The organism is Methylacidimicrobium sp. AP8 (genome assembly GCF_903064525.1).
Lineage (GTDB): Bacteria > Verrucomicrobiota > Verrucomicrobiia > Methylacidiphilales > Methylacidiphilaceae > Methylacidimicrobium.
In genome coordinates this window covers 1,643,375-1,658,969 of sequence record NZ_LR797830.1, presented here as the reverse complement: position 1 = coordinate 1,658,969, position 15,595 = coordinate 1,643,375, and the positions used below count along the sequence as shown (strand labels likewise).

The following is a 15,595-nucleotide window of genomic DNA, read 5'->3' as shown; positions in this document are numbered from 1 at the left end:
CATGGCAGGAAGGGCTGCAGGATCGTCCAGCCTTTTTTACGGAAGGGGGGTCGGTTCAATCCGGTCTCTCTCCATCCGAGCGACCCTGTCCTTCTCCGCCGCCAGCGCAACCGCGCTCGCCACGCGGCCCGCGACTTCCCGATTGAACACGCTGGGGATGATATACTCGGGTGCAGCTTCCGATGGCGGGATGCAGGAGGCGATCGCTTCGGCCGCCGCCAGCTTCATTCCTTCGGTGATCCGGGAGGCCCGCACGGAAAGAGCGCCCTGGAAAATCCCGGGGAAGGCCAGAACGTTGTTGATCTGGTTGGGATAGTCGCTGCGCCCCGTGGCCACGATGTACGCGTACTGCGCTGCTTCCTCCGGCATGAGCTCGGGCGTGGGATTGGCCAGCGCAAAGACGGTCCGCGGCTCGGCCATTCCTTGCACATCTTCGGCGGAAATGCGCCCGCCCGAAGAGACCCCGATGAACACGTCCGCGCCTTTCATCGCATCGCCCACCGTTCCGGATACGGCGTCCGGGTTGGTGTGGCCGGCTAGCCATGCCTTGATCGGGGTCAGATCCGAGCGGGCGGGATGGATGATCCCGCGCCGGTCGCAGACGATGATCCGCCGACAGCCGACCTTTAGGAGCATCTTCGCGACGGCCACACCGGCCGCTCCCGCTCCCAGGATGACATAGCGCTGGGATTGCAGATCGCGCCCCAGCAGGCGGGCGCTGTTGATCAGGGCGGCCAGCACGACGATGGCGGTCCCGTGCTGATCGTCGTGGAAGACGGGAATATCCAGCCGATCCTGGAGCTTCTGCTCGATGTCGAAGCAACGGGGTGCGGAGATATCCTCCAGGTTGATCCCGCCGAAGCCGACGGCGATCCGGGCGACGGTGTCGACGATCTCGTCGATCCCGCGCGCGGCCAGGCAGATGGGATAGGCGTGGATGCGGCCGAATTCGCGGAAGAGCATCGCTTTCCCTTCCATGACCGGCATGGCCGCCGCCGGACCGATGTCTCCGAGGCCGAGGACCGCCGATCCATCGCTCACCACCGCCACCGAGTTGCTCTTGATGGTGAGCTCGTAGACGAGCTCGGGCCGAGCGGCGATCGCCTCGCAGACGCGCGCGACGCCGGGCGTATAGGCCATCGACAAGGTGTCGCGGTTGCTCAGGGGAACCTTGTTCTCGACTTGGATCTTGCCGCCCTGATGCAGCTGGAAGACCCGGTCGGAGACGGCCAGGACGGTCACCTCGGGAAGCTTGGCGACCTCTTCCTGCAGCCGCTTCGCATGCTCCGCACTGCGCGCGTTGACCGCGATCTCCCGGATCATCTGGCCCGAATGGACCGAGACGATGTCCATCGCGCCGAGATCGCCGCCGTTTTCGCTCAGCGCGCGGACGACCTTCGCCAACATCCCGATCCTGTTCGGATAGGAAAGACGCAGAAGGAAGCTGTGGCTGGCGGACGGGTTCAACGATTCAGGCGCCATGGGGCGATGTCTCCAAGAGGGGTAGAAGAGCCTCTTTTACGGCCTGCCATCCTTCGGCGCACGTTCTTTCTTTGGCCCGCCGGCCCGTCCCGCAAGCGTGCGCCTCCGGCCTGGGGCTTGCCGGGTGCCGCGCGGGAGCGTCCGTCCCGGAAAGCAAGACCAAATGCGAGGGGCAGTGCCGCCGACAATCCGAAGCGCCGAATCCCCTAGCCGGGAAGGAGGCGTTCGGCAGCCGGCCGAGCGCTTGGCTCCAGACGCACTCGAGGGAGGGATCGCCTTCCCGGAAAGCGAGGGCGATCGGCCGGGCGTAGCGGAGCAGAAAATCGATATGCCAGTGGAGGGGGAGGCCCTCGCGGAGGTGGCGGGCCAGGCGGCCGCGGATTCCGCCGGTTCCGAACGCCGATCCGCAGTACGCGTAGAAGCCCCGAGGAAGGGTGCATATGCCCAAACGCCCGACCGGCAGCCTTGTGTCCCGGAGCAGGGCCACGAGGAGGAGATAGGAACCGGGAGTGCGCGGGAGCTGCTCCGGGTCCGAAAGCTTGCCGCCGGCGGATAGCCGGATCCAAGTCGGCCGGGACTCTGGCGTGCGGGCGGTTGCCATGGCGACGGTCTTCGAAATTGGCGGCCGTGTGCGGCGATAGTATCGTCCATGCCATGACACATGGAAGCCCTAGGATCGGGATTTCTGCGGCCGAACCGTGGAGACCGTCCGGCTCGTGCGGGAGCGGCGCTCGGCCGGATCACCCGCCGAGGATGGGAGCGAGGGGGCGGGGAAAAATCGCGGAAGCCCCGGTCGGCGGGCCGGTGAGGAACGTTGAGGCGGCGGAGGATCCATGCCGGCTGGGGAGCAAGCGAAGATCCGATTAGGCGTCGATTTGGGCGGCACCAAGATCGAGATCCTCGTCCTCGAGGGGGAGAAAGAGCTGGTGCGCCGCCGCATCCCCACCCCTCGCGAAGGTTATGAGGCGATTCTGGAAGGAGTCCGCCGGCTGGTGACGGAGGTGGAAAAAGAACTGGGCCTCCCGAGGCTGCCGGTCGGCGTCGCTTCCCCCGGGACGCTGCTGGAGCCTGCCGGCCGGCTCAAGAACTCCAACACCGTCTGCCTTTCCGGCCGGCCGTTGCGCGTCGACCTCGAGCGGGTCCTGGCCAGGCCCGTCCGGATCGCCAACGACGCCAATTGCTTCGCCCTTTCCGAGGCCTGGGACGGGGCGGCTCGGGGCCGGGCCGTGGTCTTCGGCGTCATTTTGGGGACCGGGGTGGGGGCGGAATCGTGGTCGACGGCAAGATCCTTTCCGGGATCAACGGGATCGCCGGGGAGTGGGGCCACAACCCGTTGCCCTGGCCCCGCCCGGAAGAGCTGCCCGGCCCCGAATGCTACTGCGGAAGAAGGGGCTGCCTGGAAACCTTCCTTTCCGGTCCGGGGCTGGCCCGGGATCACCAAAGCGCCACGGGGGCGCGCTCGGATCCGGAGGAGATCGTCCGGCGCGCCGCCGCCGGGGACCCGGACTGTGAAGCCACCCTCCGGCGCTACGAGGAGCGGCTGGCCAGAGGCCTGGCGCATGTGATCAACGTGCTCGACCCCGACGCGATCGTTCTCGGCGGGGGCCTCTCCAACATCGCGCGGCTCTATCGCCGGGTCCCCGCTCTTTGGAGCCGATGGATTTTCTCGGACTCCGTCCTCACCAGGCTTCTCGCTCCCCGGCACGGCGACTCGAGCGGAGTGCGGGGTGCGGCCCGGCTGTGGGACGGCGCCGGCACTGCGGCCCCCCCGGGGAGGGGCCGATCAGAGCCAGCCGCGGACGAGCCGGAGTAGGCGTTCGGTCGACGAGTCGTGCGGCTTGCGGGCGGGCTCCCCGCTGATCTCCGGCAGGAGGTTCTGGGCGAGCTGCTTGCCGAGCTCGACCCCCCATTGATCGAAGGAGTCGATGTTCCAGATCGTTCCTTGAACGAAGATCTTGTGCTCGTAGAGGGCGATCAGGCTGCCGAGCGTTCGCGGGGTGAGCTTCCGAAAAAGGAAAGTGTTGGAAGGCCGGTTCCCCTCGCAGACCCGGTGGGGGGTGAGCCTGGCGATATCCTCGGCCGCCAATCCGGCCGCTTCCATTTCGGCGCGCACCTCCTCCGCCGTCCTTCCCCGGAGGAGCGCCTCGGTCTGAGCCAGGCAGTTGGCCAGCAGCATGCGGTGATGCTCGTCCGACGGTCCCAGGGGATTGTGACTTTGGGCGGGAACCAGAAAATCGGCGGGCACCAGCTTCGTGCCCTGATGGAGGAGCTGGAAAAAGGCGTGCTGCCCGTTGGTGCCCGGCGCGCCCCAGAGAATCGGCCCGGTCGTCACGGCGACCGGCGTTCCGTCTTTCTGGACGTGCTTGCCGTTGCTCTCCATGTCGGCCTGCTGGAGATAGGCCGGAAGAAACTCGAGATACTGGTCGTACGGGAAGACCGCGTGGGTCGAAGCCTGGAAAAAGTTGTTGTACCAGATGCCCAGGAGGCCCATGAGGACCGGGATGTTCTTTTCCAGGGGTGCTGTGCGGAAATGCTCGTCCGCGGCGTGCGCGCCGGCCAGAAGCTCCTCGAAACGGTCCATGCCGATGGCGAGCACAATCGAGAGCCCGATTGCCGACCAGAGAGAGTAGCGGCCGCCCACCCAATCCCAGAACGGGAACATGTTCTTCTTGTCGATGCCGAAGGCGACGACCGCCTTTTCGTTGGTCGAGATAGCCACGAAGTGCTTGGCGACCGCTGCGGGATCCTTCGCCTTGTCGAGGAACCAGGCGCGGGCCGATCGCGCGTTGGTGAGGGTTTCGAGCGTCCCGAAGCTCTTCGAGGAGACGAGGAAGAGGGTGGTCTCCGGATCGAGGCCGCGAAGCGTTTCGACCAGGTGCGTTCCGTCGATGTTGGAGACGAAGTGGAGCCGTAGCGAGGAGTGGTAGGGGCGGAGGGCCCGAGTGACCATCATGGGGCCGAGGTCGGATCCGCCGATGCCGATGTTCACCACGTCTTGGATCGGCCGCCCCGTATAGCCATGCCAACGGCCGGTGCGGACGGATTCGCTGAACTCCCGCATCCGGTCGAGAACGGCGTGCACCTCGGGCATCACGTCCTTGCCGTCGACGAAAACGGAGCTGCCCCGCGGCTTGCGGAGAGCGATGTGGAGCACCGCCCGCCGTTCGGAGACATTGATCTTTTCCCCCGCGAACATCTTCTCGATCCAGCGGGGCAGCTCCGCCTCCCGGGCGAGCTGAAGCAGGAGGTCGAGGGTCTGGTTCGTAATCCGGTTCTTCGAGTAGTCGAAGACGATGTCTTCGAGGGAAACCGAAAACCTTTCGGCTCTCTCCGGATCCTCGCGGAAGAGATCCCGGAGGTGGAGAGAACGGATCTGGGCGTGGTGCTCTTCGAGCTTGCGCCAGGAAGGCAAGGAGGTGGGAAGGCTCATAGGGGTAGGTGGTGGCAGGTGGGTTGGAATTCCGATTCTCGTGTAGCTAGGGCTCACCCTTTCTCGGGGAACCGGTCGACGCCCCTCTTGCGCCGAAAGGTCAAAAAGGTCGATCGGGAACACTCTTAACGGGCCGGGCGGGCCGGGCGCAAGCCCATTCGGTTTCCGCCCGGTGCCGAAAGGGTCGGCCTCCGGAGCGGCTTCGGGCGCGCCCGCGGCATGGGGAGATCTTGCTTTCCGGGGGAGCCTTTGCCATGCTTTCCGGCCGTCGGCCGGGCGGCGATCCGCCGGAAGGCGGGCGCGGCTGCTTGCGCGATGGGTTCGAGGGAAGTTCACGGTATGCGCATTCCTGTGTCCACCTACCGCGTGCAACTACGAAAAGAGCTCGGGTTCGCCGCGCTCGAGCCGGTCGTAGCCTACCTCGACGATCTTGGGATCAGCGACATCTACGCCTCCCCGATCACGCGTGCGCGGATGGGCAGCAGCCACGGCTACGACGTCGTCGATCCGGAGGAGCTCCATCCGGAGCTGGGCTCGGCCGAAGCCTTCGTCCGTCTTATCGAGAACGTCCGGGCTCGGGGAATGGGGTGGCTGCAGGACGTGGTTCCCAACCACATGGCCTACGACAAGGAAAACCGCTTCCTGATGGACGTCTTCGAGAACGGCCCGCATTCGGAGTTCTATGAGTTCTTCGATATCGAGTGGAACCACCCCTTCCCGACGCTGCGCGGCCGGGTGTTAGCCCCCTTTCTTGGGCCGCATTACGGCGAGGCGTTGCAAAAGGGCGAGATCCGCTTGTCCTTCGAGAAGGGCGGATTCTGGGTTTCCTATTTCGATCACCGATTCCCCCTTCGCATCGAAAGCTACGGAACGGTGCTGGCGCTGGTGCAGCAGCAGATCCACGACCGCCTGGAGCGCCGGGACCCGGATTACCTCAAGCTCCTCGGAGTCATCTATACCGTGCGCAATCTGGATTCGGCGGGAAATCCGGAGGAGAGGGCCGATCAAGTGACCTTCGTCAAATGGGTCCTCGAGGAGCTCTATCAGAAGAACGGCTTCATCCGCAGCTCTCTCGATCGGAGCCTGGAGCTGATCTCGCCCAAGCGGCCGACCCCGCAGTCGCTCGCGCTGCTGGATCAAATTCTTTCCGAGCAGCACTTCCGCTTCGCCCACTGGCGGGTCGCTTCCGAGGAGATCAACTACCGGCGCTTCTTCACGGTCAACGATCTCATCTCGGTCCGGGTCGAGAGGAAGGAGGTTTTCGAGCGGGTCCACCGGCTGATTCGACGGCTGGTCGCCGAGGGGAAGGTCACCGGGGTGAGGATCGACCATATCGACGGGCTCTACCGGCCGCGCGCCTACCTCGAAACCTTGCGGGCGGCGCTCCCCGACACCTACACGGTCGTGGAGAAGATCCTCGGATTCGGGAGGGAAGAGCTTCCGAAGGACTGGCCGGTGGAAGGCACGACCGGCTACGACTTCCTGGCAATGGTGACGCAGCTCTTCTGCCCCGCGAGGAACGCGGACGCGTTCACCCGCTGCTACGAGGATTTTCTCGGGCAGCCGCAGAATTACGGCCGGCTCTTGCGGGAAAAGAAGCGGTTCGTCATCGCCCGCCGGCTGGCGGGCGATCTCGATCGGATCGCCTTGATGATGCATTCGCTCTGCGCCCGGCTCTGGTTCGGGCCGGACGTGACGATCTACGCGGTTCGCCGGGCGTTGGTCGAGGTGCTCTCCTGCTTTCCGGTCTACCGTTCCTATGTCGACGCGAACGGGCCCAGTCCGGAGGACCGGCAGTGGATCGACGAAGCCATCCGGACCGCGGAGGAGAACCTGCCGCAGCTCTCGGCCGAGCTCGAGTTCATCCGGCGCTTTCTCCTCGGCGAAATGCCGCACGAGTTGGCCGAGGAGGACCGGGTGCAGGCGCTCGACTTCGTCCTCCGGTTTCAGCAATTGAGCGGGCCTTTGATGGCGAAGGGCTTGGAGGATTGCCAGTTCTACGTCTACAACCGGCTGCTCTCCCTCAACGAGGTGGGCAGCGATCCCTCCCGCTTCGGAATCGAGCCCGAGGAGCTTCATCGCTTTCTCCGCGACCGGTGGGTCCGCTGGCCCCACACCCTCAATGCGACGATGACGCACGACGCGAAGCGGGGAGAGGACGCCCGCGCCCGCTTGAACGTCCTGGCCGAGCTTCCCGAAGAGTGGGCGGAGCTGCTCGCGCGCTGGAACCGGATCAACGCGGGGAAGAAGGCCACGATCGGCGACCTGCTCGTTCCTGACGCCAATGCGGAGTATCTCATCTATCAGGCGCTCCTCGGAAGCTGGCCGTGGAGGAGCGAGGAGATGGAGGAGTTCCGCGAGCGCCTCAAAGCCTATTTCGTCAAGGCGAGCCGGGAGGCACGGAGCTTTTCCGGATGGCAGAGGCCCAACCGGCTCTACGAGGAGGGATGCTGCGCCTTTATCGACCGCATTCTCGATGCGGAGGAGGGTAAGGAGTTTCTCGCGGCCTTTCTCCCGTTCCAGCGGAAGATCGCCCGGTATGGGGTCTACAACTCGTTTTCCCAGCTCCTTTTGAAGGTGGCGGCGCCCGGCGTTCCCGATTTTTATCAAGGGACCGAATTCTGGGATCTCTCCTTCGTCGATCCCGACAACCGGAGGCCGGTCGATTTCGAGCTGCGCCGCAGGACCTTGGCGGAGATCCGGCGAGAGGGGGACAGGCCGGAATACCGGAGAGAGATTCTAGCGCATCCGGAGGACGGCAAGATCAAGCTCTTTCTCACCCACAAGGCCCTGCAGGCACGGCGGCTCGCTCCGGAGCTCTTCGGTTCGGGCAGCTACGAGCCGCTCTCCTTTGCGGGCGCCAAGGCCGATCATGCCTTCGGCTTTCTACGCTCCTGGGGGAGACAGCACTTGCTGGCGATCGTGCCCCGATTCGTCACCGCGCTCGTCCCCCCCGAGCAAGCGCCGGTCGGCGCGGAGACCTGGGGCGACACCTCGGCCGTTCTGCCGGAATCCCTGGCCGCGTTCTGGCGGTGCGCATTCACCGGCAACCGGCGCCGCTGGCAGGGCGGGGCGCCGCTCGCGGAGGCGATGGCTGAGCTGCCCGTCGCGCTCTGGATTTCCGAAGGCTGACCGCTCGGGTGCGCCTTCGGCGGGCACGGCTGGCCGCGGAGCGCGCAAACGATGGAAAAAGCTTGGCCCGAAGCGTCACTCTCTTATGTAGAGGACGGCGCTGCGCGGAGCGAGGATCAGCACGCTTCCCGGTTCGAGGCGACCGGGAGCGACGGCCCCCGTCCCCAGCCAGCGCGGCTCTTCGCTATCGAAGAGCTTCCCCGCCGGCGGCCGGTCAGTCTCGATCGCAACCGGCCGCGGACCGGAGGAAAAGTTGAAGAAAACCTCGGCTTCGGCCTCCGGGCTCCGCCGGCGGAAGCGGAGGAGGCCCGACGGCTCGTCCGCCGCGGCGGCGACCTCGATCGATTCGCGCGGCTGGAGAATCGGGAAGCGCCGGCGCAGTAAGAGCAGCTCCCGGTGCAGTTCCCAGAGAACGCCGTGGCTTCCGTCGTGGCGATATTCCCATTGGAGGACGGCGGAGGCGAAGGTCGCCTCCGCGGCCGGGTCGGGGATCTCCGTCCCCGCCACGTCGTGGAAGGCGGCGAACTCCCGCTGCCGCCCCTTCCGAACGGCCTCCAGGAGCTCCGGATTCTCGTGGTCGACGAAATAGGGAAATGGACGGCGCTCTCCGTATTCCTCGCCCATGAAGAGCAGAGGGAGGAAGCCGGAAAGGAGGAGGGCGGCGGCCGCCAGCTTCTGGGAAGGGAAATCGACCAGAACCGAGAGCCGGTCCCCCCGCGCCCGGTTGCCGACTTGGTCGTGATTCTGGGCGAAGACGACGAGCTGATGGCGCCGGATCCCGTCGGGAGGAGCGCCGTGCCGCCGCCGCCGGTAGGAGGAAAAACGCCCGTCGAGGACATATCCTTGGGAAAAGGCCTTGGCGAGGTCGGCGATGCCGCCGAAATCGACGTAGTAGGCGTGCTTTTCTCCGGTCAGTAGGGCGTGGAGCGCGTGGTGGAAGTCGTCGCACCACTGGGCGGGCAAGCCGAGGCCGCCGGGCCGCGGGCGGACGAGGCGCGGGTCGTTGCGGTCGGTCTCGGCGAAGAGGACGAGCGGCCGGCCGAGCTCCCGTTCCCAGTCTTGCGTCCGAAGGGCCAGCTCCTCGAGGAAGGGGAAGGCCGACTCGTCGTGAATCGCATGCACCGCGTCGAGCCGGAGGGCGTCGACGTGGAATTCGAAGAACCAGCTGCGGGCGTTCTCCAGGAAAAAGCGGCGCACCTCGTCGCTCCCGGCTCCATCGAAGTTGACCGCGGGCCCCCACGGGGTCCGGTAGCTGTCGGTGAAATAGGGGCCGAATCGGGCCAGGTAGTTGCCCTCGGGGCCGAAGTGGTTGTAGACGACGTCGAGGACGACCGCCAGCCCGGCCTCGTGGCAGCCGTTCACTAGGGTCTTGAGGCCGTGGATTCCTCCGTAGGAGACCTGCACGGCGAAGGGATAGACGCCGTCATAGCCCCAGTTGCGCCTTCCGGGGAACTGGGCCACGGGCATGATCTCGAGAGCCCGAATTCCCAGCTCGCGCAGCTCGGGCAACCTCGGGAGGATCGCGGCGAAAGTCCCCTCCGGGGTGAACGTGCCGACATGGAGCTCGTAGAGGACGTAGTCGGACAGGGCGAGCCCCCGCCAGGACCGGTCGGTCCACGGGAACGAATCGTCCACGACTTGAGAGGGGCCGTGGACTCCTTGGGGTTGGCACCGGGAAGCGGGATCCGGGAACTCCTCCCGGCCGTCCAGCCGGTACCGGTAGAGCCAGCCCGGTTGCACCCCCGGGATCGTCACGGTCCAATAGCCGGCGCTGTCCTTTTCCATGGGATAGATCCCCTCGGCAGGGCCGACCAGGACCAGCTCGCAGCGCGACCGGTCCGGAGCCCAGACGCAAAAGCGGCATCCGTCCGGGGTAAGAAACGTGCCTGGATTCATAAGTCCTCCTGGTTGTGTTCGGCCTTGCTTTTTCTTTCCGGGCTGGGTCGTCCGTGACGGGGCGTCATTCGCCGGGAATCGGTTCCAAAAATTCTCCGGGGGGCAGCGGCTCCGCCGGCCGTTCTCCCCGGAAGAGGGCGCTGCTATGCCCTTCGAGCGTGTACTCCCCTCCCGCCGCGGGCGGAGGAGGGGCGGAAGTCGGCTGGGCGGTATCGATGACCAGCTCCCAGCTCAGACCCGCGCGCCTCTTGGGAAGCACGAAGCGGACCGGCGCATTGGAAGCGTTGAAGAGCACGAGCATCGAGCTGCCTTGGACCGGAGCCCCGAATTCGTCGACAACGCCGGTCAAGTCGCCGGAAAGCCGGACTCCGAGGCACTTGGTTCCCGGAGAGCTCCATTCCGCTTCGTCCATCGGTTTTCCGGACGGGTTTAACCAGACCACGTCGCGGATGTCCGCCCCGTAGATCGATCTCCCTTGAAAGAAATGGCGCCTGTGAAAGACCGGCTCCTTGCGTCGCAGCCAAATGAGCTTTTGCACGAGCTGGATGAAGAAGAGCTTTTCCTTCGTCGGCTCCCAATCAAGCCAGGAGAGCTCGTTGTCCTGACAGTAGGCATTATTGTTGCCCGACTGGCTCTGGCAGAGCTCGTCGCCGGCCCGGATCATCGGCACTCCTTGCGAGGTGAGCAGGGTGAGCCAGAAGTTGAGCTTCTGCCTGGTGCGCAGCGCCAGGATCTCCGGATTGTCCGTCGGCCCTTCGGCGCCGCAGTTCCAGCTCCAGTTGGCGTCGGTGCCGTCGCGGTTTTCCTCTCCGTTGGCTTCGTTATGCTTCCGTTCGTAGGAGACCAGGTCCTGGAGGGTGAATCCGTCGTGGCAGGTGATGAAGTTGATGCTGGCGTAGGGGCGCTTTCCGCTCGCCTCGTAGAGATCGCTCGATCCGGCGAGGCGGCTGGCCAGCTCGGATACCACCCCTCCTTCTCCCTTCCAGAAGCGGCGGACGCAGTCCCGGTACTTGCCGTTCCACTCCGCCCAGCCGACGGGAAAGTTCCCGACCTGGTAACCTCCCGGACCCAGATCCCAGGGCTCCGCAATCAATTTCACGCGGGAGAGGACCGGATCCTGCTGGATCAGGTCAAAGAAGGCCGAAAGGCGATCGACCTCGAAAAACTCGCGGGCCAAGCTGCTGGCCAGATCGAAGCGGAAGCCGTCGACATGCATTTCGGTCACCCAATAGCGGAGGCTGTCCATGATAAGCTGGAGCACGCGAGGGTGGCGCATGTTCAGGGTGTTTCCGGTGCCGGTGAAATCGACATAGTAGCGCGGATCTTCCGGCGAAAGCCGGTAGTAGGAGGCGTTGTCGATGCCCCGGAACGAGAGGGTGGGTCCCAGCTGGTTGCCCTCCGCCGTGTGGTTGTAGACGACGTCGAGGATCACCTCGATCCCGTGAAGATGAAGCGAGCGGACCATCGACTGGAACTGCTCGGTGTGCGTCAGGCTGCAGTTAGGAACCGCGTAGCGGGAATCGGGAGCAAAAAAAGCGATCGTGTTGTAGCCCCAGTAGTTGGAAAGCCCTTTCTCGGTTAGGACTCTTTCATCGACGTGATGGTGGATCGGCAGAAGCTCGATCGCCGTGATGCCGAGCGCGAGGAAGTAGCGGATCATCTCGTCGTGGGCTAGGCCGAGGTAGGTGCCCCGGAGCTCCGGCGGAATCTTCGGGTGCCGCCGGGTCAGGCCCTTGACGTGCGCTTCGTAGATGATCGTCTTGTGCCAGGGCACCTGCGGCGGACGGTCCTCTCCCCAGGGAAATACCGTGTGCGCGACCCGGGCCAGCGGCGCGAAGGCGGCGTCGTCGCGGGAATCGAAGCTCAGATCCTGGTCCGGGTGACCGATGGAATAGCCGAAAAGGGAGTCATCCCACTGGAGATCGGCGCCGATTTCCCGCGCGTAGGGGTCGAGGAGCACCTTGTTCGGATTGAACCGGTGGCCGTGCGCAGGTTCATAGGGGCCGGAAATCCGGTAGCCGTAGAGCTGGCCCGGCAGCATTCCGGGGATGTACGCGTGCCGGACCTCGCCGGTCGATTCGCTCAGCGGAATCCGCTGGAGCTCGCGGCGGTCTTCGGAATAGAGGCAGAGCTCGACCTTTTCGGCGGTCGCGGAAAAAAGGGCGAAGTTGACTCCTCGGCCGTCCCAGGAAGCGCCCAAGGGGTAGGGATTTCCCGGCAGGATCCGTTCAAACATAGAAGCGGTGCTCCAGGATGGTTTTCAGGAAGCGGAGGCGGGTAGCTGCCGCCTCGGGCTCCCAACGCAGCGCGAAGTCGAGTTCGGTGAGGCCGCGCTCCACAAGGCAGAACCCGAGAAGCCGGGCGGAATCTTCCTTGGAAGCCGGGCAGCAGGGCGCTCCTTCCAGCCGTTCCCGATAGCTCCGCCAGAGGACGTGACTTGCATAGAACCACCAGGCTTCCGCGGCCCCCTGCAACCACCTATGGTCGGCTTCCGGCAGGCTTCCGTTTCGGTGGAGCGCGGCGAAGGCGGCGGCGTGGAGGGAGGCGATGAGGCTCGCCACGTCCCGGTGGGCGGGCCGCTTGAGCCTCCGTTCGGAAAGGGGCCGATAGAACTCTCCTTCGAAGTCGGCGACCAGGAAGTCCTTGCCGGTGAAACGCAATCTTCCGAGATGGTAGTCGCCGTGCACTCGGATTTTCGTCGCGGGGATCACGGGGCCGAGGAAGGAGGCCAGAGCCTTTTCGAGCGGGGCGGAGACGGCCTGCCATTCCCGGCGCTCGGCTTCCGCTTCCGGGCGGAGGTCGAACCAGCGGCCGATGCGCCTGTGGGTTTCCAGCGCCACTTGGAAGAGCGAACGCTGGGACCAGGGGGTGAACCGCTCCGGGGAAAAGGCGGGATCGCTCGTCTCGCTCGAAAGAACCCGGTGCATCTCCGCGGTCCGTCCGCCGAGGAGGCGGAGCTGCTCGCAGAAGATGCCTTCGAGGAGTTGAATCACCGGTTGCGGCCAACGCTCCGGCGCGGAACCCAAGAGCGGAGAGAGATCGGCCAGAACCGACCTCTGGCCCAGGGCTCTTTCCAGGAAGCGGCTCGCCGCATCCAGCGCCAAGGACCAGCCATCGGTCTCGACCGGAGGGAGTTCCTGCAGGAGAGCCAGGGCTACTACACCTCCCTGCCGCGTGTGGAGATCGAGGGTGCCGGAGTAGCGGGGCACAAAGGGGAAAAGCCTATGCTCCGCCAGGTAGCGGGCCATCTCGACGTCGGGATTCGGCCCCTCCTCGAGCTTGGTGTAGCATCGCAGGGCGAACCTCTTTTCGTAGAGGACCGTGCGGCTCTGCGGGGCATCGGGAAGAAGCTCCGAATCGGTAGGAAGCTCTCCCTTGCGGCGGAGCTCTTCCAGGTAGGCCGCCGGGCGGGCTTGGACGACGCCTGTTTTTAAGGAAAGGCGCCGGCGGGAAGCGATCCAGTCGAGCGCCCAGGCGCGGAAAGCCGGGTCGAGGAAAGCGTCCATCAGGACACCCGTCTTGCCGTCGCGAACGTAGCGGGCGAAGACCTTTTGCGGCTCGCGCTGGATGAGGCGCTCGGCCTCCTCGCCCTCGATGGGCATCCAGACGAAGAACGCCAGCCCGGCTTCCCCTTCGGAATAGGCGAGGCGGAAGAGGACCGCCTGCACGGGCTGCCCCAAGGGCCGGAGCGTCTCGACCTCGACGGCATCCTCCGCAACCGCTTGGGTGAGCCGGCGAACGGATCGCGGCGACCATCGATTCCTACCGAGGTGGTCGGGAAGGGCTTCCCTCGCGAAAGCTTGTCCCCGCTCCGAGAGCCAAAAGTCGATCGTCGGCGGCTCGGCGATCAACGGGATCCTATCCCGCGAGATCGATGCGGTCGTGGCCGGAGGGTGGAGCTGGAGCCAGAAATGGGCGTAGGGGCTGAGCGTGAAGAGGTAAGGCTTGTCGCTGATCTCGGGGAAGCGCGCGCATCCGAAGACTTCTTCGGGAACCCAACCGAGGAAGTCGGCCAGCGGGAGGAGCGCAACCTGGCTGAACCGGGAGAGGTTGATGACCACGAGAATGTTCTGAGTCCCGTCGGTGCGGAGGAACGAGAGTACCTTCGGGTTCTGGGAATGGACGAACCGGAGGGTTCCCCGGCGGAAAGCGGAAAACCGCTGCCGCATCGCGATGACGCGGCGCGTCCACCAGAGCAGGGAAGAGGGGTTGTTCTCCTCGAGCTCGACGTTGATCGTCTCGTAGTGGTATTCCGGGTCGATGATGACCGGCAGATAGAGCTTTTGCGGGTTGGCCCGGGAAAATCCGGCGTTTTTGTCCGCGCTCCACTGCATCGGGGTGCGCACCCCATCGCGATCCCCGAGATATATGTTGTCTCCCATGCCGAGCTCGTCCCCGTAATAGAGGATCGGGGTGCCGGGCAGGGAAACGAGGAGGATCGTCAGCAGCTCGATCTTCCTCCGGTTGTTCTGCAAGAGCGGGGCGAGCCGGCGGCGGATCCCGAGATTGAGGCGGGCTCGCCGATCCTTGGCATAAACCCGGAACATGTAGTCCCGCTCCTCGTCGGTCACCATCTCGAGCGTAAGCTCGTCGTGGTTGCGGAGGAAGGTGGCCCAGCAGCAGCCAGGCGGGATCTGCGGCGTCTGCTCCAGGATATCGACGATCGGGTAGCGTTCCTCCATGTGCATGGCTAGGAAGAGACGCGGCATCACCGGAAAGTGGAACGCCATGTGGCATTCGTCTCCCTGTCCGAAGTAGGCGGCCGCATCCTCCGGCCATTGATTCGCCTCCGCCAGGAGCATCCGATTGGCGTAGCGGCTGTCGATGTAACGGCGGATCTCCTTGAGGAAGGCATGGCTTTCGGGAAGGTTCTCGCAATTGGTGCCTTCCCGCTCGAAGAGATAGGGCACCGCATCGAGCCGGAGCCCGTCGACGCCCAAGCCGAGCCAGAAGTCGATCACTGCAAGGATTTCCTTCCGGACGTCGGGGCTGTCGTAGTTCAAGTCCGGCTGGTGGGAGTAGAAACGGTGCCAGAAATAGGCCCGGGCCGTGGAATCCCACGTCCAGTTGGAGCTCTCGAAATCCTGGAAGATGATCCTGGCCTGGGTGTAGCGGTTCGGGGTATCGCTCCAGACGTAATAGTTCCGCCACCGGCTCTTGGGCGGAGAGCGGCGCGCCCGTTGGAACCAGGGGTGCTGGTCGGAGGTGTGGTTGAGAACAAGCTCGGTGATCACGCGGATGTTCCTGCGGTGGGCTTCTTCCAGGAAGCGCACGAAGTCCTTCAGGGTTCCGTAGTTCGGATGGACGCCGTAGTAGTCGGCGATGTCGTAGCCGTCGTCGCGCAGCGGCGAGGGATAGAAGGGCAAAAGCCAGATCGCGGTGATGCCCAGCTTCTTGAGATAATCGAGCTTTTCGACCAGGCCGACGAAGTCTCCGATGCCGTCCCCGTTGCCGTCGGCGAAGGCTTTGACGTGGACTTCGTAGATGACGGCGTCGAGCCACCAGTGCGGGGGCGGCTCGACCAAAGGGGCGGCTAAGACGCCCCGACGCCTGCGCCTGCGTGGCGGAGCCGGAAGGGCCGGTCGGGTTTCCCCGTTGCGCTGTTCGTCTGTGGCTGCGCCGGGCATGGTCGTGTCGTTCCTTGATTGGTGCTTG

The 15,595-nt window shown here is 65.1% G+C and carries 7 protein-coding genes and 1 pseudogene; 2 read left to right on the top strand and 6 right to left on the bottom strand.

Annotated elements, in window-relative coordinates; all coding sequences use genetic code 11:
- Positions 1-36: 36 nt before the first annotated feature.
- Entirely contained in the window at positions 37-1,482 is a 1,446-nt protein-coding gene (locus MTHMO_RS07715) for an NAD-dependent malic enzyme (protein WP_237394838.1), read from the bottom strand.
- The gene (locus MTHMO_RS07710; RefSeq protein WP_202214256.1) at positions 1,472-2,083 is read right to left on the bottom strand and encodes a DUF123 domain-containing protein; all 612 of its coding nucleotides are present in this window, start codon (positions 2,081-2,083) and stop codon (positions 1,472-1,474) included. The genes MTHMO_RS07715 and MTHMO_RS07710 overlap by 11 nt, the downstream gene beginning before the upstream one ends.
- 232 nt (positions 2,084-2,315) lie before the next feature.
- Here MTHMO_RS07710 and MTHMO_RS07705 point away from each other — a divergent pair.
- A pseudogene (locus MTHMO_RS07705) lies at positions 2,316-3,169 on the top strand (ROK family protein); the annotation flags it as partial.
- Positions 3,170-3,265: 96 nt separating this feature from the next.
- On the opposite strand, the gene pgi reads toward MTHMO_RS07705, so the two are convergent.
- Positions 3,266-4,912, bottom strand: coding sequence for a glucose-6-phosphate isomerase (gene pgi / locus MTHMO_RS07700; protein WP_202214255.1), 1,647 nt, complete (start codon positions 4,910-4,912; stop codon positions 3,266-3,268).
- Between the two features lie 339 nt (positions 4,913-5,251).
- Here pgi and treY point away from each other — a divergent pair, with 339 nt between their 5' ends.
- The gene (treY, locus tag MTHMO_RS07695; protein WP_202214254.1) at positions 5,252-8,044 is read left to right on the top strand and encodes a malto-oligosyltrehalose synthase; all 2,793 of its coding nucleotides are present in this window, start codon (positions 5,252-5,254) and stop codon (positions 8,042-8,044) included.
- Positions 8,045-8,119: 75 nt separating this feature from the next.
- On the opposite strand, the gene treZ is transcribed toward treY, so the two are convergent.
- The 3 genes from treZ to treS all read right to left on the bottom strand — a co-directional run bounded on the left by treZ (position 8,120) and on the right by treS (position 15,567).
- Positions 8,120-9,940 carry a malto-oligosyltrehalose trehalohydrolase gene (treZ, locus tag MTHMO_RS07690; protein WP_202214253.1) on the bottom strand — a complete coding sequence of 607 codons (1,821 nt, stop codon included), beginning with the start codon at positions 9,938-9,940 and terminating at the stop codon, positions 8,120-8,122.
- 64 nt (positions 9,941-10,004) lie between these two features.
- Positions 10,005-12,176, bottom strand: a complete 2,172-nt coding sequence (gene glgX, locus MTHMO_RS07685) for a glycogen debranching protein GlgX (RefSeq protein WP_202214252.1) — start codon at positions 12,174-12,176, stop codon at positions 10,005-10,007.
- On the bottom strand, positions 12,169-15,567 hold the full coding sequence (gene treS, locus MTHMO_RS07680; protein ID WP_202214251.1) for a maltose alpha-D-glucosyltransferase: 3,399 nt from the start codon (positions 15,565-15,567) through the stop codon (positions 12,169-12,171). The genes glgX and treS overlap by 8 nt, the downstream gene beginning before the upstream one ends.
- Positions 15,568-15,595: the final 28 nt, after the last annotated feature.